22 protein-coding genes are annotated in these 20,613 nt (G+C 59.5%); 11 read left to right on the top strand and 11 right to left on the bottom strand.

What is annotated here, in order from left to right:
• Nucleotide 1: 1 nt before the first annotated feature.
• From MCP_RS14505 to MCP_RS14495, 3 genes are read right to left on the bottom strand one after another with little or no spacing between them, the layout of a single operon-like run.
• The gene (locus MCP_RS14505; protein WP_012901602.1) at nt 2-274 is read right to left on the bottom strand and encodes an ACT domain-containing protein; all 273 of its coding nucleotides are present in this window, start codon (nt 272-274) and stop codon (nt 2-4) included.
• A 22-nt stretch (nt 275-296) separates the two neighbouring features.
• A complete protein-coding gene (locus MCP_RS14500) occupies nt 297-1,328 on the bottom strand; it encodes a THUMP domain-containing protein (RefSeq protein WP_012901601.1) in 1,032 nt (343 codons plus the stop codon).
• A gap of 37 nt (nt 1,329-1,365) precedes the next feature.
• Nucleotides 1,366-1,947, bottom strand: coding sequence for a hypothetical protein (locus tag MCP_RS14495; RefSeq protein ID WP_128567244.1), 582 nt, complete (start codon nt 1,945-1,947; stop codon nt 1,366-1,368).
• Nucleotides 1,948-2,043: 96 nt separating this feature from the next.
• On the opposite strand from MCP_RS14495, the gene MCP_RS14490 reads away from it, so the two are divergent.
• Complete coding sequence (locus tag MCP_RS14490; RefSeq protein ID WP_012901599.1) at nt 2,044-2,523, top strand: PUA domain-containing protein; 480 nt, start codon at nt 2,044-2,046, stop codon at nt 2,521-2,523.
• Here MCP_RS14490 and MCP_RS14485 read toward each other — a convergent pair whose 3' ends face one another.
• Nucleotides 2,524-3,744 (bottom strand): peptidase MA family metallohydrolase, encoded by a 1,221-nt coding sequence (locus MCP_RS14485; protein ID WP_128860095.1) that lies wholly within the window; start codon nt 3,742-3,744, stop codon nt 2,524-2,526. It abuts the gene before it with no gap.
• A gap of 165 nt (nt 3,745-3,909) precedes the next feature.
• Between MCP_RS14485 and MCP_RS14480 the strand changes: the two genes are divergently transcribed.
• The 5 genes from MCP_RS14480 (at nt 3,910) to MCP_RS14460 (ending at nt 11,607) form a co-directional block, all read left to right on the top strand.
• Complete coding sequence (locus tag MCP_RS14480; protein ID WP_128860094.1) at nt 3,910-6,120, top strand: winged helix-turn-helix transcriptional regulator; 2,211 nt, start codon at nt 3,910-3,912, stop codon at nt 6,118-6,120.
• Between the two features lie 49 nt (nt 6,121-6,169).
• A complete protein-coding gene (locus MCP_RS14475; RefSeq protein WP_012901596.1) occupies nt 6,170-6,739 on the top strand; it encodes a carboxypeptidase-like regulatory domain-containing protein in 570 nt (189 codons plus the stop codon).
• A 513-nt stretch (nt 6,740-7,252) separates the two neighbouring features.
• Entirely contained in the window at nt 7,253-7,696 is a 444-nt protein-coding gene (locus tag MCP_RS14470) for a carboxypeptidase-like regulatory domain-containing protein (RefSeq protein WP_231845220.1), read from the top strand.
• Between the two features lie 417 nt (nt 7,697-8,113).
• On the top strand, nt 8,114-10,300 hold the full coding sequence (locus tag MCP_RS14465) for a winged helix-turn-helix transcriptional regulator (protein ID WP_128860245.1): 2,187 nt from the start codon (nt 8,114-8,116) through the stop codon (nt 10,298-10,300).
• The gene (locus MCP_RS14460) at nt 10,288-11,607 is read left to right on the top strand and encodes a carboxypeptidase regulatory-like domain-containing protein (RefSeq protein WP_012901593.1); all 1,320 of its coding nucleotides are present in this window, start codon (nt 10,288-10,290) and stop codon (nt 11,605-11,607) included. The genes MCP_RS14465 and MCP_RS14460 overlap by 13 nt, the downstream gene beginning before the upstream one ends.
• A 245-nt stretch (nt 11,608-11,852) precedes the next feature.
• Here the strand turns inward: MCP_RS14460 and MCP_RS14455 are convergent, their stop codons facing one another.
• Together MCP_RS14455 and MCP_RS14450 are read right to left on the bottom strand one after the other, a co-directional pair.
• Nucleotides 11,853-12,440, bottom strand: coding sequence for an RPA family protein (locus MCP_RS14455; RefSeq protein ID WP_012901592.1), 588 nt, complete (start codon nt 12,438-12,440; stop codon nt 11,853-11,855).
• Nucleotides 12,441-13,358 carry a replication factor A gene (locus MCP_RS14450; RefSeq protein WP_128567242.1) on the bottom strand — a complete coding sequence of 306 codons (918 nt, stop codon included), beginning with the start codon at nt 13,356-13,358 and terminating at the stop codon, nt 12,441-12,443.
• A gap of 335 nt (nt 13,359-13,693) precedes the next feature.
• Here MCP_RS14450 and MCP_RS15970 point away from each other — a divergent pair, with 335 nt between their 5' ends.
• The 5 genes from MCP_RS15970 (at nt 13,694) to MCP_RS14425 (ending at nt 17,349) form a co-directional block, all read left to right on the top strand.
• Nucleotides 13,694-14,206 (top strand): hypothetical protein, encoded by a 513-nt coding sequence (locus MCP_RS15970; RefSeq protein ID WP_193763063.1) that lies wholly within the window; start codon nt 13,694-13,696, stop codon nt 14,204-14,206.
• 69 nt (nt 14,207-14,275) lie between these two features.
• The gene (locus MCP_RS14440; protein WP_128860093.1) at nt 14,276-15,244 is read left to right on the top strand and encodes a hypothetical protein; all 969 of its coding nucleotides are present in this window, start codon (nt 14,276-14,278) and stop codon (nt 15,242-15,244) included.
• A 354-nt stretch (nt 15,245-15,598) separates the two neighbouring features.
• Nucleotides 15,599-16,165, top strand: a complete 567-nt coding sequence (locus MCP_RS14435; protein WP_012901588.1) for a GMP synthase subunit A — start codon at nt 15,599-15,601, stop codon at nt 16,163-16,165.
• Complete coding sequence (locus tag MCP_RS14430) at nt 16,162-16,788, top strand: YkgJ family cysteine cluster protein (RefSeq protein WP_012901587.1); 627 nt, start codon at nt 16,162-16,164, stop codon at nt 16,786-16,788. Before MCP_RS14435 ends, MCP_RS14430 begins: the two co-directional genes overlap by 4 nt.
• 57 nt (nt 16,789-16,845) lie before the next feature.
• Complete coding sequence (locus MCP_RS14425; protein WP_128860092.1) at nt 16,846-17,349, top strand: peroxiredoxin family protein; 504 nt, start codon at nt 16,846-16,848, stop codon at nt 17,347-17,349.
• Here the strand turns inward: MCP_RS14425 and MCP_RS14420 are convergent.
• The 5 genes from MCP_RS14420 to MCP_RS14400 form a co-directional block, all read right to left on the bottom strand.
• Complete coding sequence (locus MCP_RS14420; RefSeq protein ID WP_012901585.1) at nt 17,311-17,832, bottom strand: YkgJ family cysteine cluster protein; 522 nt, start codon at nt 17,830-17,832, stop codon at nt 17,311-17,313. The genes MCP_RS14425 and MCP_RS14420 overlap by 39 nt on opposite strands.
• Nucleotides 17,833-17,871: 39 nt before the next feature.
• Nucleotides 17,872-18,090 (bottom strand): hypothetical protein, encoded by a 219-nt coding sequence (locus MCP_RS14415; protein WP_012901584.1) that lies wholly within the window; start codon nt 18,088-18,090, stop codon nt 17,872-17,874.
• A complete protein-coding gene (locus MCP_RS14410; protein ID WP_012901583.1) occupies nt 18,087-18,512 on the bottom strand; it encodes a plastocyanin/azurin family copper-binding protein in 426 nt (141 codons plus the stop codon). Before MCP_RS14410 ends, MCP_RS14415 begins: the two co-directional genes overlap by 4 nt.
• Before the next feature lie 50 nt (nt 18,513-18,562).
• Nucleotides 18,563-18,874 carry a cupredoxin domain-containing protein gene (locus tag MCP_RS14405; RefSeq protein ID WP_012901582.1) on the bottom strand — a complete coding sequence of 104 codons (312 nt, stop codon included), beginning with the start codon at nt 18,872-18,874 and terminating at the stop codon, nt 18,563-18,565.
• A gap of 68 nt (nt 18,875-18,942) precedes the next feature.
• Complete coding sequence (locus tag MCP_RS14400; RefSeq protein WP_012901581.1) at nt 18,943-20,604, bottom strand: radical SAM protein; 1,662 nt, start codon at nt 20,602-20,604, stop codon at nt 18,943-18,945.
• Nucleotides 20,605-20,613 lie beyond the last annotated feature (9 nt).

Here is a 20,613-nt window from a genome sequence, read left to right as displayed (position 1 = left end):
TTCAGACCCGGTGCATGTACTTGAAGATGTTCTCGTGCTGTACGGTGATCTGGACGCCCTGCTTTTTGCCGATCCGGGCCATGGTCTGCTGCAGCTTGGAAAGGTCCCGGCCGGTCACGTCCGCTATCAAGATCATGGTGAAGAGGCCCTGCACGATGGTCTGGCTCAAGTCCTCGATGTTCACGTCCTGATCCGCCAGCGCCTTCGTGATGGAGGCGATGATGCCGGGATGGTCGATCCCGGTGACCGTTATTACTGCGCGTTCCTTTGCCATAATGAAAAACCTCTGATGAGCGTTATTTCCGCACAAGCGTGATGTGCCTGGTCAGGCTCCTGTGGATGTACTGCTCGTGCGTTTCGATTACTTTAAACCCCGCTTCTTTTAATAGCTTTTCTATGGGCTCCCGGTAGACGATGACCGCGTAATGGCCGGACTTGAGCACCCTGTGCATCTCCCTTAAAGCGCCCTTATGGAACTCCTCCACGGAGGCGCCCATGATGGGCGTAACGCCCTTTATGGGAGTCGACTGGCCGTACGGGAAGTCCGTGACCATGGCGTCGATGGAGTCGTCCTTGATAGCCATGCCAAGTGAGTCCTGCCGCACGACGTCGTAGTTCTTGCCGTAGTGCCTCAGGTTCCACCTCGTGCCGTAGGCCATCTTCTTCTGGATGTCACAGCCCACGACGTGGATGTCGTCGCTGATGAGCTCGGCCTCCACCAGGATGCCGCCAGTGCCCGACATGGGGTCGAGCATATAGCCATTCTTTATCCGGGACATATTTACTATGGCCCTGCTTATCCGGGGCATGAGCACGCCGGGGAGGAAGAACGGCTTCTTCAGCGGCGCCCGCTCTTCGTACTGGGACCTGTCGGGGCTCGCGATGAGCCTCCCGAAGATGCATACGCCTTCCGTAAGAATAGCACGGTATTCAGCGTCCGGGCGGTCGAGGTCCACCTTGTATCCCCGGCGCCACAGGACCGCGCCCAGCTCCCTCTCGAACGCCCCGTCGATGTCCCCGTACTCCCGGACCTTCTTGACCCTCACCACGAACGTCTCGCCTGCGCCGAGGCCGATGTCGGCATTTTCCGCCTCTCTCTTAATGTCCTCTCTGTCAGCCTTACACTCGAAAATGAGCTCCAGGATGTGGTGGGTCAGCGCCAGGCGGTGCGCCAGAATGGGAACGTCAGCGTCAGTGTCCACGATCAGCGCCTGGTCATAACTACCTATAACAGAGTAATTCCACCCGTAAGCCTCGATACAGCCGATGACCTCGCTCTTCGGGAGCGTATCGTGCTCGCCTGACAGCTCGAAAACAAGGCGCCTCATGTGACAGGTACCCGAACGCGCCGGTGGTATATACTTTTTACGTTCCGGGCCAGAACTTCCATCCCCGCGCGGCAAGCCTCGCCCTCTCGTCGCTGGTGAGCGCCACGATGAAGTTCGGCATGCCCAGGTTATCGCAGACCTCGAACCGAACGCCACTCTCCTTTATCGCCTCGTTGACCGTGCGGACGATGGCCGGGTCGAGCATGTCCCCTCCCCCGTGCACGAACTTAAATCTCCGGCCGCCGGCCGTGAATTCTACATCGACCGGCCCCCTCTCGCCCTTCCATTTTTCCGAGACGTCGAGGGGCCTGAACGCTCCCCGGGAGATGGCAGCGAGCTCGTTGAGGAACTGCACGTAGGCGTTCTCGCCCGGGTACACGAACTCCAGGTCGCCGTGCCACACTCGTTCCCTGTCGGTCGTGAGAAGGTAAACGTCGGCGAGCTGAGGGTCTTTCTCCGCCCCGGATGGACAGGGCTCGTCCCACTCCCTGCACACGTCGTCCATCAGGCGGGCCGCCATATCCTCATCAGATAACCCGGAATACTTCGAAAAGAAGCCCATGGCCCTGAAGTACCGGGCCGCATCCACATACCAGCTCTTCAAATCCTCAGGCTCCATAGCTCGATGTAACACTACCACGTATGTCTACTTAAATATTCTAATTCCGGCCCGATAATGGCGTTAAGTAGATTTACCAGGAACATGCATTAGCACATGATGCTTGAAAGGGTCAGGGTCATCGCCGATTACCAGTTCGGGAGGGGCGCCGGGGCCGCGCTGTTTCCCAACGGCGTACGTTTTATCATGGGCCGCACTGGCCGCCTGCGGCAAGTCCTCGAAGGGGATAAGCGCATAGCGACGCTGCGGGCCAACGATGGCTTTCTCATTCTGAGCGCCTACGGCGGCCAGAAGCTCAAGGAGGCGCTGCCTTTTCCCCAGAAGCGGGTCATCATGAACGACGATGCCGCCCCCTTCGTGGCCAAAGGAAAAACTGCTTTTTGCAAGTTCGTTTTAGATTGTGATCCGGAGATCAGGGCCCTGGAAGAGGTGCTCCTGGTCGACAAGGACGATAACCTGCTGGCAACAGGGCAGGCGCTGCTCTGCGCCGCCGAGATGAAGGCGTTCAAAAAGGGCACCGCAGTGAGCGTCCGGTACGGGGTCAAGGGCAAGGAGATGGCCCCCGAAAGCGAATGATCATTCGGATCGTCTACGTCTGATATACACGAAACCTGCAGCCATTATGCAAACAATGGCAATCCCGGATCCTCCGAGGATCATGTTCCTGCGGTCCCGCTCCGCCTTCTCCCTGGCCAGTCTCTCTTCCAGTGCTGTCCCGTTCAGCGTCACGTTCAGGAACATCGACCGGCCCCTGTCCACCGTTATCGTATCGTTGAACCCGGCATATTCGGGCTTTTCCGATACAACCTTCAGCGGGCCGTACGTGACGTTGGCCGAGTATTGTCCCGCCTCGCCAGTCACGGCCGTATACACCGTCCCCTGGACGGGCGAGTCGTTCCGCAGCGCCGTGAAGGATACTGTCTCGTTAGCCATGGGGCGGCCATGGTGGTCGACCACATAGCCGTGGACGGACTGCTCGAGAATTCGCCCGTCCCGGGCGTCCAGTTCCCTTTTAAGCTCCTTTTGCCACTGGAAATTAACTTCGTTCGGCGTGTCCCCGATGACCGACGAGAAGACCGAGTCCAGGTCCCCGATCGGCCCGAAATGGTCCATGACTTGAAGCAGCGACTCGTTGCCGTACTTATCGGCGATGTACTTCACCAGCAGCCCGGACTGCATGTAGGCCAGGCTCACCCGGTCGGCCGTCACGTTATCCGTGGCCGAGAGCCGGTGGACCCGCTCGAGCTCGTCGATGGACATCAGCGTGCCGTTCACACAGTTATCCTCGACCATGCCCATCTTGGCCCCGGGAAGGTCGCCCGACACGTAGACGGCCAGGCCCTCGCTGAACCATTCGGGCAGGGCGTACTTGTATCCCCGGATATAGCTCCTCGTGGCGATGTGGGCCATCTCGTGCGCCATGGCCACCCGAAAGTTAGGCACCGCATCGGGGCGCTTGATGACGATGGCGCTCCTGCTCCCATCCCCCCACCCGCTGCTCACGCTGTATTCGGGCAGGCTCCCGGCGTTCAGTATCTCCTCGTACTCCTCGTGGGCGGAGGCGACGATGATGGTCGGGTGGAAGGGCGCTCCCCGGAAGAAGGCATGGACGCTGGCGTAAGCGGCGCTCGCCGCGTCCGCCACCTCGTCGATGTCGCCCTCGCTCCCCGGGCCATAGCAGATTTCGAAGTCCTGGCCGGATATGGCCTGAAATCCCTTCGGCGCCTCCGGGACGAATCCCGCAGAATAGTCGACGCCGTTCGCCATGGCCTGGAGAGGCAGTAGCGAACACAACATCAAAACAATGATAATTTTTCGACCGGCATTCAACCTATCGCCATAAGAAAAAGCCCCCGCACTTATAAATCCATTCTCTCATGATCGACGAACCTTAAGCAAGGTTAACAGATTATGACAGAAGCTATAATACAGGGCCAATTATTTTTTCATAAGTGGGAGCCCATGAGACGAAAGAGAGCCTTATTCGAGTCAGTACTGGCCATGACGGCCATATTGCTGATATTCTCGTTCTACCTCATGATCACGGGCTACGCCTTCACGACCACCGAGACCCGTGCCACGGTCAAGTGGGACTCGGCGGGCAACGGCACCATTTACTATCTAACGGCGTGCGAGGACGGCACGCTCAGGACGCTCACGGACGGCCACGTCAGCGCCATCGGGAGCGACGGCTCGCCGCTCTGGAGCGTGGACATACCGGATAAGTGGTGGGCCGGCAGCAAGTACTACGAGCCGGCCGTGGACATCTCGCCCGAAGGCACGCTGTACGTCTACCTGAGGGCCAACGTCACCCGGGCCGCCATGGAGCGGGGCCTGCCATACACGTACGCCGGCGACTCCACCCTGGACATGGACGACCATAACAAACGGCTGATGGATGCCTATGCGGGCACCGAGTTCGCCCGCTCGCTCGACGAAAGGGTGCTCGCGATATCCACCAATGGCGATATCCTTTGGAACATCCTCCTCTCCACCGGGCTGTACGACGCGGACATCGTCTTCAGGAACGGCACCGTCTACGTGTACCATGGCAGCGACGTGACAGCTATAAACGGCGACGGCCGGGTGCTGTGGACCATCGGGGACACGGGCGCTGCCCCGGCAGTGGACGAACAGGGATACGTCTACACGGTTGCGCCCATCCGCAGCGGCGAGCTTGACCCTAACAGGCGGGTACTGTCGGGCATCGTCAGCGCCATCTACCCGAACGGCACCGTATTCTGGCGGGAGGACGTCGGCGAGCCGGCCTCCACGCTGAAGGGCACCGTGCCGCTTTACGACCATGGCACGGTCTACCTGCCCCTCGGCAACGGCATCGCCGCCCTGGATAGGAATGGCACCGTCAGGTGGATCAAGCACTATGAGGTCGCCACCACAATATTCGAGCAGCAGCCGTTCGATTCCGCCGGGAACGTCTACCTGAGGACGTTCGACTCCGGCACGGCGCTCAGCGAATACACCTTCATGGGCGAGACCTATTACTCGTTCGTGGGCCAGTACCCCATACAGGGCTCCCGCATCTCCATCCTCAGCCCGGACGGGGCCGAGATCTCCAGCGTGGACGGCTCCCGGGATTACGCCAGCGTGATCGACGGGATCGCGTACACAGCGGACGTGCTGTATCCGGAAAGCGAGCGGAAGCTCGGAGTTCTCGAGTCCGCCGTGCTCACGGCCATCGACCTTAAAAGTAATAGGACAATCTGGAGCCAGAGCATCACGCCCGGGGAGCCGGCCATAGTAACGCTCAATGCCTCAAACGTGGAAGGCCTGCTGGCCGGGGACGACGCGAGGAACGCGCAGATATTCAATGCCCTGAATTCCAGCTTTATGCCCCGGTGCGTGTGCGGCGACTGCGGGCTCAGGGTCGCCCGGGTGGGGGACATGACCTACGCGGGGTTCTGGTCGTACAACTACGAGGCGCCGGCCATTTACAATGTATCCCGTGCCGCATTCGCCGGGGGGCTGTACGCCTTCGGCCCGGGCGGAGACCTTCTCTGGTGGAGGCCGGTCGACTCCCTGATCGGCTCCATGTGCGAGAAGAACGGCACCGTCTATTACAGCACCGCAAGCGGCCGGATGTCCGCGGCCAGCGTTGACGTTGTCACAGGCCTTGCCATGGCGGCGGTATTATACGTATTCATCCGGTTCTTCGCCGCGGGCGCCGTCTCAAGGGCCAGGGGCGCCATCAGCAAGAACGATAACCGGAACGCCGTGCTCAAGCACATCGCCGCTAACCCCGGCTCCACGATGTACGAGATCGCCCGCAGCCTGGGGCTCAACAAAGGCACCGTGCGTTATCATTTATTCATCCTAAGCGTCAACCACCGTATCGCCTCCCATAAGGCGGATAATAAGTTCGTCCGCTATTTCCCCAACGCCGGCTCCTACAGCAAGGACGAGCAGCAGCTCATGTCTCTCCTGAGGAGGGACACCATTCGCAGAGTAATGGAGGCGCTATTGAGAAAGCCCGGGCTGTCGAACGTCCAGCTGTCCGAGGAGCTAAAAGTGCCCGAGAGCGCCATGAGCAAGCACATGAAGGAGCTTTACACGAGGGGCATCGTGGATAAGCGGCGGCAGGCAGGGGGCGTGTCCTACCGTATCCGGGACGACGTGAGGTGCCTGGTCGTTAAGGCGCTCGAGCGGACGGCCTGATAAAAAAAGATTTATAGGACGTAAGCCATCAGAGGGCCGTTGATATCCCATGCGCTCCGCTAAAACGCTCTTGCTCCTCGCCTTCGCCGCCATGCTGCTCTCCGCGGCGCTCCCCGCCTCCGCCGTGGAGGGGGAGTACTTCTCCGTCTCCGGCACCGTGACTGACGCCAACTGGAACCCCATTCCAGGGGCCCTCATTACGCTGTACGACTTCGATTTTAACCGTATAACCACCCAGAACACGAACAGCCAGGGCTACTTCTCGTTCGAGGGCGTGAGCGTGACGTCCAACGTATTTAACCTCCGGGTCATATATACCGACGAGAGCGGGGCGCACGAGCTTCCGGGATACTACATCCCCGCGATGACCGCGAAGGGAGATATCAGGCTGGACGCTGCTAAGACGCACTACGACGACTACACCATGCCGGGCTCCGAGCCCAGAGCGACAGCCACCCCGGTGCCGGCCCCCACCCAGGCGCCGGCGGCGACCCCGCAGCCCGCCCAGTCGACCGACAACACCGTCGTGTACATGCTCCTGTTCGTCGGAGGCGCCATCGCAGGCGCCGCCGTGGCCACTCTCGCCTGCTTCATCGTCATGCGGACGCAGAAGCCCTAGCGCAGCAGTTCCGTGCTTACTCTTGATTTGTTTGCACGATCATTGCCTTATGTCAAATAGCCTATTTTTTAAGGCACTGAGCATACAGAGGCACTATTTCAACCACAATGGCACTAAGCTCACTGAGTTTCACAAAGCTTTCTTTTAATTATGAGTCACTAAGGTCACTGAGAAGGCTTTTTTGGTTAAGAGTCACGAAGGGGACAATGACACGATGGCAAAAAGTGCTCTTGTTCATTCGTTGTGCCATTGTATCCTTTGTGCCTTGACGACAATGAACCGGGCTTTGTGGCCTCTGTGCATCAAATTATAAAAAATCTTAGTGGGCCTTCGTGAACTCCGTGCCATTGTGGTGGAAATAGTGCCTCTGTAAGCTTAGTGCCTCAAATAAAGCAAGCGATTATGTTACTAATACTGAACTACAGAAGCTAGTAGTAGAAGCATTTAATATATTCCACAACAATTAGAATTTATGGTGAGCGAGTGGGTAGGGTTTATTTTATTTTGTCAGCGGTGCTCCTTCTGACCATAGCGTTAGCCGTCCCTGCGGCGGCGAGCACCTGCACGATCCGGGGCACGGTGACCGACACCGACGGCCGCCCCGTGCCGGGCGCCGACGTCACTCTCTTCGACGGCTACCGCACGGAAATATCGTCAGTAAAGACCAGCTCCACGGGCAGCTTCGCCTTCACGGACGTGGGCCTCGATACGAGCTACTTCACCATCAGGGCCTTCTATAACGACGGTCACCAGACCTACACGAACGCCGGATACTTCACCACGCAGTACCAGGCGAGCGGCAACGTGGTCATCCCACTAGCCGACACTCGCCTCGAGAACTACCGCCGGCCCGCCTCGTCTACCGCCCGCAGCTCTCCCGCGAGCACTCCGGCACCTGCGCTGGCCACTGTCATACTGGCGCTATTCATCGTGGCCATGGGCATAAAAAAGGCATGATCCCTTTAATAAAAAGTACATGGGAGGCGGGGCGCAGGCATGGGAGACCGCGCCCCTCCCTTAATAGGCAGCTTGTGGTCGAATTTTCCGATGAATTAGCCCCAAAAAATGGCTGCGGCGATCAGATGTGTGCCCTTGCACTCGGCACGTATCGCCACGGGGCTAGTTTCCATCGAAACTCCAGGGCACGAGGCCCTGCTACAATCAACTCTATGGCCGTAGAGCATATAAGCTCTCTCTCATAATCGCTAAAGACGCAAATCCGCGTGCGCCGGTCATACAATTACTCGCAGGGCGGATATGCGCCAACCGACAGGTAAAAGTAGAATAAACTCCCGAAGCATGCCTTTTATCGCCTTCTTTAGCGATTATGACAGAAAGTATATTTAAGCTACCCAAGAAGTATAACGTGTGTCAATGAAAAAGGGTATACTCTTCGAAGCAGTGATAGCGCTGGTAATCGTTTTCCTGGCGTTCGCCATATACGCCATGATCAGCACCAGCACCACCGCGGCGGCCGTAAAATGGACGACACCCACCTACGACCAGCCGGGCTACATGTACGCTTCGGGCGACATACTTTACTCTTTTACGGGCAACAGCATCTACGCCTTCGACAGCGATGGCAACGCCGCCTGGAACCTGACCATACCCGACAACTGGAGCATCTCGAGCGAGTGGCTCCGGCTCAAGGATACGGGCGACATCCTGGTGGGCGGGTTCACCGGCAATACGGAGGTCAGCCCCACGGTGGCCTCTTCGGACGGCGTGCTCTACGTCCTTGCCCGGCCCAACATAACCGTTACTTCGGCCGAGATCGCCACGGTGAATAACTTCACCCAGGTCTTCGCCATCTCGAAGGACGGGATCATCTTATGGAGCGTGCCCCTCGAAAGCAAGCTCATCCTTTACGGAAGCTCTTCTCTGGATACCGTGTCAATACACGCCTCGGGCGGTCGCGTCTACGTGTTCCACGACTACCAGGAGACGGTCATAGACAGCTCCGGGCACGTGCTCTTTACCATTTCTAACGTATCGGACCCGGCCACGGTCGACGAGAAGGGCAACATCTACGCCGTCGAGCCGGTCAGCAGCGACCCGGTGCTCGAGGGAGGCGCCTACGATTACCGCGTGCCCTCAAGCATCGTGAACGCATACGACTCTTCCGGTAAATTACTCTGGACCCGGGACATCGGCGAGCCGGTCATCCGGCAGTACCTGAGAGAGGACATCAGGGAACAGTTCGACTCGCTTCCTCTTTATAAATACGGCAGCCTCTACCTGCCCCTGAAGGACGGCATACTGGCCATGGACACCGGCGGCAACGTAATCTGGGTGAAGAGGCTCAACGAGTCGACACAGCTTTTAGAGCTGATGCCGATGGATTCGGACGGTAACTTCTACCTGGAGCACGTGAACTCCGCCAACCTGTCGGCCTCGAGCCTGTACGTCCTGTCGGGCGACGGGTCCGCCGTGTCGGAGCCCGTGCCATACGACGAATATCACTCATCGGGATACAAGGCCGGAAAGGACGGCGTGCTCTACTACGTGGCATCCGAGCCCTCGAACAATAGCAGCCTGGACGCCCTCGCCTCCCTCAAGCTAACGGCGTACGACGTGAGGAACGCCTCCACGTTATGGTCGTACACCATACCGACCTACAAGAAGAGCACTATCACGCTGGACGAGACGAGCGTCCGGAATATCTTCGGCCCGTACACATCCGGCGACATCCTGGACGGCAGCCAGCAGCGCTATCCATACGGCAGCCTCTCCTCCAGGGTCTACGGGCAGTCGGACGTTATCGTCCTGCCCTCGGAGGGCCGGGTCTACCTTAGCTATGCCGATTATAACTACGAGTATCCCATCGTAGTAGGACAGTCGCAGTGCGTCTACGCCATGGGCGTAGCGGCGGTTAACGGCGGCCGCGAGGAGTGGCAGTACTCCACGGACTCGCCCGTGACGGCCATGGCCGATGGCAACGGCAACCTGTTCTACAGCACCATGGACGGCACGATCTCCGCCGCTAAGTTCGACCCCGCGACGGGTCTTACCATCTCGATCATCGCTTACCTGTTCATCCGGTTCATCGCGGTCGGCGCCGTGTCGAGGGCACGGTCGAGGCTCGACAAGAACGAGAACCGCAACGTCGTATTAAAGTTCATATCCGAGCACCCCGGCTCGACGCTGTACGAGATCGCCCGGGGCATAGACATGAACCTGGGCACGGCCCGGTACCACGTGCTAATATTAGGAATTAATCACCGCATCACCTCCCAGAAGGCCGATAATAAGTACGTCCGGTTCTTCCTGAACTCCAACACGTTCAGCAAGGAAGAGCAGGTCCTGCTATCGTTCATCAAGCGGGAGCCCACCCGGAAGGTGCTGGGCATGCTGCTCGAGAAGCCCGGGCGCACCAACGTGGACCTTTCCAGGGAGCTGAACATCGCCGAGTCCACCATCAGCAAGTATATAAAGGAGCTCTCCTCCAAGGAAATCATCATGAAGGAGCCGATGCCCGGCGGCAGGTTCGCCTACTCCATCCGTAAGGAGTACGTCGAGCGCGTCGCCATGGCGCTGGAGAGCTTGAAATGCGCCGCCTGACCCCGGTACTGATATTACTTGCCCTTTGTCTTTCGCCCGCGACGGCAACCGCATACCCCGCGGATATCTCCGTTACAGTAAAGGTGTTCAACCCGGACGGCTCCCCCGCCGCTGGCGTCCAGGTCGCCCTCCAGAACGGCAACTACGCCGTGCTGGGAAACGAAACGACCGGCATTTCGGGCACGTGTATTTTTAACGTCAGCCCCGGCTCCGCCGCCATAAGGGCGCTGGTGGACGACTATGACGTCGTCTCCGTGTGGCACGAGGCGTTGAACTCCACCATCGAGGTAAAGCTGCGTCGCGTCGGGGAGGTGACTGGGACCATCAGGATGGACGGCATGGGCTCCGGCAACCCGCTTGTCGTGCTGGACAACGACACCATATATGACTCGACGCCATACGATGTGTCCAGGCAGAACGGCTCGGGCGTCTACGTGTTCACCGCGAACCGTTTCTCGCTCGCGACCACGACCGGGCCCCACACGCTCTACGCCGTCGGCTATTCGAACGGGACCGTATACCGCTCCGCCGATACGGCCATTAACGTGTCCGAGGCCGCCGTCCCCGTCGTGCTGGAGCTCAGCCCCTACAGCGATAACGCCTCGATACTGCCGTTGGACGTCTACGACCGGATATTCCACACCACGGCCGGTGGGGGCACGTTCAGCTTCTCAGGCAGGATCCTGGATGCCAGCGGCGCTCCCGTACAGGGCGCCACCATTACGGCCCAGGACTACCTGGTCCAGGACCGGGGCCACGCTTCCTCAGACGCTAACGGCACGTTCGACTTTGGCCTCCTGAACGTGAGCACGGACTTCCTGAGGCTCAAAATAAACATACCGGATAACGGCTCGACGTTCACCACGTACACGCAGTTCTACCCGGCGGAGGACACGGCGGGCCTCGAAGTGAAGGTCCTCGACTACCCGAAGCCGGCTTATGGCTACATCTACGGCATCATCGCCCTCACCGAGAACCGCTCCAACCCCGTCCCGATATCGGGAACTGTCTACCTGAATAATGGCCTCAGCCAGGAGGTCTCGCCCTCTGTGAATAGCGGCCAGTTCTCCTTCGCCCTGTCCCCCGGCACCTACGAGATCTACGCGGTGCACGAGGACGGCGGGCAGCGCCTGGTCTCCGAGACGCGTACCATCCAGGTGGAGGCCGTGTGGTCGGCCCTGGCCGTCAACCCCACCGTCCTGGTGGTCGGCCCCCCTGAAGTGCAGTACGTGCCTCTCGCCATCGCCCTGGCCCTGGGCGCCCTGTGCATGGCGGGCACGGGCTACGCTCTGCGAAGATGGCTTTGAAGCGTAAGCCCCTCTAAACCAAATAAGAATGCTCTAAGACTTTTTCAGCCTCAAAGTGGCTCGAAGTTATCTCTAAGTCCTCTAAGACTAATAAAAAATTATTAAAAAATCCTTCGTGTCGCTTCAGGCCCGCTTCGAGCTACTTCGTGGCTGAAAACGTCTTCGAGCATTCTTATTATTTTTCGAGGGCCCCTGGCTGATCCGTTCTAGAAACCGGCTAAAAAATAAAAAAGGGGTGGGCGCCCTTACTTGGCGCTCACGACACTGACTTCCATCTGCTTCAAGGATTTGGCAGCGGTAAGCAGCATCTCCTTATACTCGTTAATGTCGGGGTGGTAGTACTCCTCCGCCTTCTTCGCGTCCGGGTCGGTGCCGGCCTTGAGGGCGATGAGCCTGTCCGCCGTCGCGTTGATGGCGTCAAGCACCCACTGGTCCCGGGTCTCGGCATCCACGGGCAATACCGCTTCAGGCCTCACGGACACGATGACTTCGCCGTCCTGGGTCTTATAGACGCGGGGCTTGCCGATGACCGCGACGAACGACGGCGCGTCGATGTCGGAGAGCGCCTGGGCGGCGTCGGGGCTGAACTGGCTCGCGTAGACCGTGAAAGCGCCCGTCGGGTCCGTGACCCTGGCCCTCCACGAGTCTTGCTCGTCCCCGTAGTTCTCCTTCTCCGTGAGCGTGCCCACGATGAACACGCGGTTACACTTCGCGCCGGTCGGCGTCATCACGTAGGCGGGGGCGAACTGGTCCTCGCTCTCCTTGAAGGAAAGTGTGGACGCGTTGAACTCCTTCGCGAAGACCCTCTTCGCGACCTCTCTTGCCATGGGCATTTATATCCCCTCCACTTTCTTGACGATCGCGTTCAGGTCGAGCTGCACTCTGGCCGGCTGCATGTCCTTGACGAGCAGGTAGCGGCTCCCCAGCACGGGGCCCTTCACGGTGAAGTACTTCCCGAGCAGGATGCGCTTGATCTCGTCGTAAACGACCGCGGGGTCCACGGCGTCCATGGCCATCTTCTTGGCCACCTTCACGTCTATGCCCGTGACCTTGTAGGTCATCTCCTGGTTCAGGATGATGTCCTGCGCGGCCCTGCCGTCGTCGATGACCGCCTTCACGCGGAGGTCGTACTCGCCGTCCTGCTTGCCGTGGTCGACGCAGGCGCCCTTGACCAGGATGCGGTTGCACTCCGGGCACCGCTTCACCAGGCCGCTGCCGGACTGCACGTCCACCACCGCGCCGGTGACCGTAGTATCGTTATTGGCGACCTCGACGTCCTCCGTGGGCACGACCGTCGTGGTCTTGTTCATCTTGACCGAGAACCGTCCCTGCCAGGAGTCGGTGACCAGGTTCTTGAAAATGTAGCTCTTGCCTTCCTCCACGAGCGGAAGGTCAGATTTGGCGAAGCAGACGAACTTGATGGTCCCGGTGTCGTCGCCGAGCAGCCCTATCTGGGAGATCGACGCCTTCTCGTTCTCCCATAGCTGAATGACCTTCGCCTTAAGGGAGATCCACCTGCCGTCGCTGGTAATGTCCTTGATCTTCGTGAGCGGCGACTCGCTGCCCTGGGGCCCGCGCTGGAGCTTCAGGTCCCTGACGTACTGGTTAAAAACGGTCCTTCTCGCCTCTTCCTCGGGCACCCTGTACTGGTTCACGAGGAGGTCGAGCTTCGACTCTATCTCCTTCTGGGGCACGTCGGCGCCCAGCTCGGAGAATTTTTTTCTCATTTCCTTGGCTAGTTCCTTTACCATCACTATACCTCAAGTCTCCTGTTTTACATGGATGGGAGACAATTGTAGATGGCCTTCCGTACTATATAAACAAATTTAAAGCTCATTGAAAGTATTTCGAAAATGCCAGCCGCCCGGTATCCGTGCCCTGGCAGCCACCCGGCCATTAAAATTACCCTATAATCGCCAAGCGCGGGCGGCTTTTATTTCCGGCCACCCTTTGGCGCGTATTGTAAGAATCCGGCCCTTTTCGCGCAATAATTCGGCCTTAAGCCACCCGCGGCACGCATGGCATCGACTTTCCGGCACATGACGTTTTAGCGTGCGTGGCCGTCTATTCTTTGGGTGCTGAAAAAATGAAGATGGATTGGTATCGTATAGTTATGGCCACAGTGCTGGTCATCCTGGCATCCGCGCTGGTGCTCACGCCGGCCGCGCTCGCGAGGGGCGCCGGCGGTGGCGGCGGTAGCGGTGGCGGCGGCATGGGAGGCGGCATGGGAGGCAGCCACGGAGGCAGCATGGGAGGCGGCAGCTTCGGAGGCGGCAGCTTCGGCGGAATGCACGGTGGCGGCAGCATGGGAGGCATACAAAGCGGCGGCAGCTGGCAGGGCGGAAGCGGCATACATGGCGGCGGCAGCTGGGGCGGCCACGGCGGAAGCTGGCAAGGCGGCAGATGGGGCGGCCACGGCGACAGATGGCAAGGCGGCGGCTGGGGCCACAGGCCCTGGTCGAACAACTGGGGCTGGGGCGGCTGGTGGGGCGGCTCCTACCCGTGGTGGGGTACCGGCGTTAGCATCTGTCCCTACTGGAACTGCGTGAACCTCGGCTACGGCCCAGCGTACTGCTCGCAGGTCTGCGGCGTGTACTAAAGGCCACGCCCTTCTTTTTTTTTGAAATCTAAAGATATTTATATCCATTCAGTGAAATTTACCCTCGCAATGAGCCCAAAATACCAGCCGACGAACGCCCGGGTACAGGCGGTCATCGACGCCCTGAAGAGAGAGCATCCCGGCTCGGCCATCGAGACGCTCAGCTACGACTTCGACTCCTACGACCTCATACTGGAGCACGACAGGGCCGTCTACATCATCGGCATCAAGCTCAGCAGGGCCACAATGCAAACGGTATTTAAGCTCGTCCTCTACGGGAAGATGGTGGCCCAGCGCTATGCCGGCCAGAAGGTGCACATGAAGATATACGCACCCTCCATCGCCGCGGACGCGAAGGCGGCGTTCTTCAAGGCCGGAGGCTCGTTCCAGAGGCTGGCCCCGGGCCGGCGGGGCGCCTCCGACCCGGTGAAGATCACGTCGCCGGGCTCGTGGAAGGTGGCCTGTTATTTCTTAAAGAACGAGGCCACCGTGAACCAGGCGTCGGTGAGCACGGGAGTGTCGTACCCGTGGACCCGCTCAGTGGTGAAGAAGCTCGAGGATCTGGGCGCCCTTGAGAACAGGGGCCGCAGGGTGGCCGCGGCCGACCTGGACGCGCTGTTCAGGGCGGTGGCCTGGGAGCGCCCCGTCAATAGCCTGAAGGGCCTCGGCTTCAGGAGCGCCTTCGACGACGAGGGCGAGGCGCTGCGGGAGCTTTACGCCAACATCGAGGGCATCGTCCCGAAGTCCGCCTGCACGCTTTTCACCGCGGCGGACCTGTACCTCGAGGGCAGGGCCTCCGGCGGGTGCATACAATTATACGCGGACGAGAACGCCGCCCGCGTGGTGAGGAGCCTCATGGGCGAGGGGAACGGCGTGAGCTTCCAGATATACAATCCGGACCGAGAGATGGAGGCCGGCACCATCGACGACATCAGGGTCGTCTCCATGGAGCAGGCGATCCTCGACCTTGCCGGCCTGGGCTCCGCGGGGGCGGACGCCGCGCGGGTGCTCGTCAAAAAGTACCGGTCGGCGGGCTAAGCCGCTGCTGTATTGAATTAATCTTGTATCTCATGCATTCCCCCGGCTTAAGCCCGCAAAGCTGGTTAAGTCCGCGAAGACTGTTCGAGCCCTAAGGCCGCGAAGCTTACGCGAAGACCGCGAAGATTCATTAAAGTTAATTTAACGCTCAAATGAATAATGCTTAAATCAATAATTAATTCTTTAAGATAGTCTTCGCGGTCTTCGCGTAAGCTTCGCGATCTTAGGGCTCGAACAGTCTTCGCGGACTTACGCCTCTTCGTGGGCTTAGATTGAGACAAGCTGGAGATCTAACTATTAAACACTGGATAAGCCGCAAAAAGCTTATATAATTCCCGCCGGAATCCTTTCTCAATGGACAAGCAGAAGATCCTCGTCATCAACAATTACGGGCAGACCTGCCACCTTATCCATAGGTCTTTAAGGGACCTGGGCATGGACGCGAAGCTCGTACCCAACACGTCGTCGGCGGAGGACATCCTGCGCCTGGAGCCCGACGGCCTTGTGTTCAGCGGCGGGCCGACCATGGAGAGGGCGGGGAACGGCGCTAACCTCATCAAGCTAGACCTGCCCATACTCGGCATCTGCCTGGGCCACCAGCTCATGGCGCTGGCCTACGGCGGCGAGCTCCGTACCGGCAAGTACGGGGGGTTCGCGCGAGTTGACATCGAGGTCGTGGACGAGGACGATATTCTGAAGGGCATCGGGCCGGCCACGAAGGTCTGGGCGTCCCACCAGGACGAGGTCTCGAAGCTGCCCCCTGACTTCAAGCTTTTAGCCCGCTCAGGCATCTGCGACATCGAGGCCATGTGCCACGTCAAGAAGCCCCTTTACGGCGTGCAGTGGCACCCCGAGGTGTCCCACACGGAGAAGGGCATCGACCTGCTCAAGAACTTTTTAGAGGTGTGCTCCCGCCAGTGAAGAGCGACGAGATTGCCCGGCTCCGGCGAGACCTGGAGACGTTCAAGGCGACAGTCCCAGGCCCGGTAGTGGATAAGGTCGTAGCGGCGAGCTTCCAGTGCAAGCGTTGTGGGAAGTGCTGCATGGGCCGCTTCGGAGATAACACCGTTACCGTCTTTCCTTCAGAGATACGGGCGATCATGGCGGCCGCCGGCCTGGGATGGTTTGACGTGGCCCGGCCCTACGAGAGCGACGAGGTGGATGGGAAGGGAGTCATTCACACGTTCGAGTGGGCCCTGCGAAGGAAGGAGAACGGCGACTGCGCCTTCCTCGAGGGCGGGAAGTGCGTCGTCTATGAGCACCGGCCCCACATCTGCCGGACCTATCCCATGAGGCTCGAGGCCGGAGAACTGGAGCTTTACGAGTGCGACGGCCTTGGCATGGGCGTTACGGACGATGCGTACGGGATGGCTGTGGCATTGCTGGAACGACAAGTCTCCGAGGCCTCCGAGTCCATTGCGCTTCTGGAAAAGTTCGAGGCCGGCTCCCCGCATACTCCATCGGGAAAAACGTACGTGGTACACGACAGCGAGGGGTCTCATATTGTGGAAGAGCGCGAGGACGGGAGCTTTCGCTTCGCGTGAAACGCGCTTTAAAAACGGGTTATTTTTATTTCAAAATTCGGTATTCATTTTAATGCTATGTACAACATGGAGTACCGGATCGAGGTCGGCGAGATGGCCCCCGACTTCCGATTGAAGAGCGCTGCGGGCCGGGACGTCAGGCTCTACGACTGCAAGAACAAAAAGACGGTCCTGCTATTCTTTTTCAACCATGATAAGCCCGGGTGCCTGGAGCGCCTGAAAACCCTGGCAGAGGACTATGGCAAGTTCAAGGACGCGGGCGTTGCGGTCTTTCCCGTAAGCATATTGAAGGTGGACGAGGGGAAGACGCTCGTACAAAAGCTAGGGCTGCCTTTTGGCATCCTGTGCGACGACGACCACTCCGTGGTCCGGGACTATAAGATGGGGCAGTGCAGCGACACGCCGGGCCACGTCTGCTTCGAGGTCATACACGACGTCGAGTTCCCCGCCATGCTGGTCATCGACACGAGCGGCATCATCCGCTACAAGCAGGCCGTGGGCGCGTCCGGAGGGCCGGATAACCTAACGCTGCTTGAGGAGTGCCGCAAGGCCCTTAAATAGCCGGGCGTCGGGAAAAAGGCCACACACCCCGGGCCTTGTCTCATATATCGTACAGCCATCCCCGTCGTGATAGACGCATCCGTTCATATTTTTAGGGATGACCATCGCGCCGTCCCTGGAAGCGCCGAACACGAAGGCCAGGCCGGCAGCGAGGCGCTCTTCCATCTCCAGGATGCCGGCGCACATCATCTCCAGCGACCGTGCCTCGCAGGGAGTCAGCCCGGCAGGGGGCCCCCGTCTCGGCCGGTACTCCAGCCGCTTGATGATGTCCAGCCTCTTCTCCGCGATCCACCGCTGCACGTCGTACACTGACACCTCGACGCGCCACGACCTCCGGCAGCAGCTTCCACACCGCTCGCACCGGAACTCCCCCTCCCGGGGGAACGCCGGGCAGGTGGCGTAGGCTTCGTACGCCGAATACAGGTCCTCCGCGGAGTATGGGCCCCGGCGGGCCCGGGAGAAGAATTCCTGCCTGCTGAGCATATATTACGGTTTATATCTTACTCATTATATTCATTTTGTTCAGATCAGAATGGTCAGGGCAAGCACGGCGTGCAATACGCCGCTCACGATCGTCATGGCCGCCAGCCACATGTGAGTTTTAAAGGACCGGACCCTGCCCTTGAAGAGCATATACCCGTAGCTCGCCGTAATGATCAGCATTAAAAAGGTCAACAGCCCCAGCCAGGCGAAGAGCGGCTGGAACCAGATCATCGTGACCGCAATGTCCCGGATGCTCATACGACGATCACTTTACCATTCATGTACGTGTGTATGCCGCAGATGTAATCGAACGTGCCCGTCACGTTAAACGTTTTACTGTAGGTCTTACCATTCTGCAACGCCGGGGACTCGCTGTCCTGGAACTTGATCGTGTGCGCCGTGCCGTCGTTATTGGTCCAGGTGACGGTGCCGCCTCTCGCGATGGTGACCTCGCCCGGCTGGAATGAGAAGCCGGAGATCGTGACCGAAGCGGACGAAGGGGTGGTGGAGGTCGGCGATGGCGTCGGTACTACCGTCGACGTCGCCGTTGGCGTGGGCGGGAACGGCGTAGGCGTTGCCGGGACTGCCGTGGGCGTTACTACCGGGCCTGGCGTCGAGCAGCCAGATATGGCTGTTATGGCCAGGACCAATATGATCACGTGTATCCAATCGATTTTCATTCTCTCATTAAATTTATCTCATTGTTATATATTAATAGTCTTTCAAGAGCCTATGTTACGATCACTTTCCCTTTCATGCCGGGATGGATCTCGCATAAATAGTCGTAAGTGCCGGGCTTATCAAAAGTCTTCGAGTATTGCTCTCCCTTCTTAAGGTTGGGCGATTCCGAGTCCTTGAACTTGACGTCATGTAACATCGGGTCCTCGTTGGTCCAGGCGACCGTCCCTCCGCTCTGGATCGTGACCTCCGACGGCTGGAACTTCATGTCCTTGATCTGTACCTGCGCCGTAGAAGCCGCCAGGGCCGGGCACGAGAAGAAGACGAGCACCGCGGCTAAGATCGCCATGCATAAGAGCTTCATGATACCACCGAGTACCCGGTCTGCACGCAGAGAAATAACGTTAAACGAAGCATTCCACGCCGGGACCGCTAGCGGTAGACGAAATATTCGGAGAGCTTCCGGGCAAGAACGGGGTCGTCCATCTTTTCCTCGAGCTCACAGCCATCCCTGTAAGGCCGCCACCTGAGGATGGCCATGGCGCGCTTCTTCCCCACCCCGGGGAGGCTTTCCAGGATCTTCGCAGGGGCCGCGTTGACGTCCAGCGGGCACGGGACAGCCGTGATGGAACGGAACCCGTGGCCCACTACCTTTACGTCGTATACCTCTTTTAGCGGTAGCACGGCCGGCACCCCGACGAGGATGGGATACGTGGCGATCTGCCTCCCGAAGGTGAGGCCGGCGTCGTGCAACTCCATCCGGACGCCCGGCATGACCGTGCCCACCGGCACCACCCGCCGCAGCATCTCCATGTCAATCTCCTTCCTGATCTTTTCCTTGTAGGCGTGGAACACGCCCTTGTGCTTCCTGGCGATCTTATCTCCCACTTCGCCCATGCAGGTGCCCTCGAAGGGCATGACCTGCCTGATGTTGATGCGCCTCACGAGAAGGCCCTCGTCCAGGAGGCGCTTCAGGAATTCATAGTTGAGCCGGAAGGTCTCCTTCGTCTCCCCCAGGAGGCCGTGCACGAAGTTCAGGCCTGGCAATAGTTCAGGAAGCCCCGACGGGCCCATGGCCCCGCCGACCTCGTTCACGATGCGAATGGCCTCCAGCACTTCTTCGGGCAGCGCCTTCAGGTCGTTCAGCTTTATCACGTGCGGGTCGGCGCTCTCCATCCCGAACGCCGCCACGTCCCCCGACGTGTGGTACTTGACCACCACCTTGAGGGCCTCCCTCGACGCTTCGGGATATCGGGCGATCGTGCCGGGATTCATGTTATCGAGGTGTAAGACCTTGAGATCGGGGGCAGCCCTGCGGATGCCGCTGTAGAGGCGCTCGATTGCCTCGATGTTAGGCGGAGGGAACTCGCCGTCGCCCTTCGACATGTACGTGAGCAGGTCCGGCTGGCGGCCCAGGCGGAAATACCGTGCGCCCAGGGAATAAAGAGCGCCGGCCTCCCGGGCGATGTCCTCGACGGGGCGGAAGTCGGGCCGGCCATAAAAACGCTCCGTGCAGAACGAGCACGTCCCCCGGAAGCATCCCCTGTACGTCTCCATCTCCAGCATCGTGTACGGAAAGTCAGGGTGCTGGGGCAGGATCCGGGCGCCCCTCACGGCCCATTCCGCGATGTCCGGCGCTCGGCGGCGCACCGAGGGGTCCACTGAAAGGCCTTCCGTCACGTATCCGTGGACGACCGCCTCGACATCTCCCGTGGCGACGATGTCGAACGCCGCGCTGGCGCCCATGTGCCTGGCCATCTTCCCGCCCTCGGTGCCCGGGCCGAACATGGATATGGGCCCTCCCAGTATCTTCTTCGCCTTCACGCCCGCCATGTACCGCTCAAGCTCGGGAAGCGTCGCGGGCGTCCCGCCGACGTACTTGCCAGGGACGGTCACGCCTGCGATGGCCACTACGAGGTCCGACTTGTTCATGGCGGCGACGATCGACGGGTCTTTTCTAAGCTGGTCTATCGTGAAGTACAGAACATCGCCCGGCAGGGCGCCCGCTACATAACGGGAATAGGGCGCCATATAAGGAGGGACGCCCAGGCAGGCAGGCTCGTCCACATAGCCGTCAAGGATGACCGTTCGCATCGAACTATA

The sequence above is a fragment of the Methanocella paludicola SANAE genome, assembly GCF_000011005.1.
In the GTDB taxonomy this organism is placed as follows: domain Archaea; phylum Halobacteriota; class Methanocellia; order Methanocellales; family Methanocellaceae; genus Methanocella; species Methanocella paludicola.
Note: the sequence above shows the minus strand (reverse complement) of the source record. Positions and strands in the feature narration are given on the sequence as shown.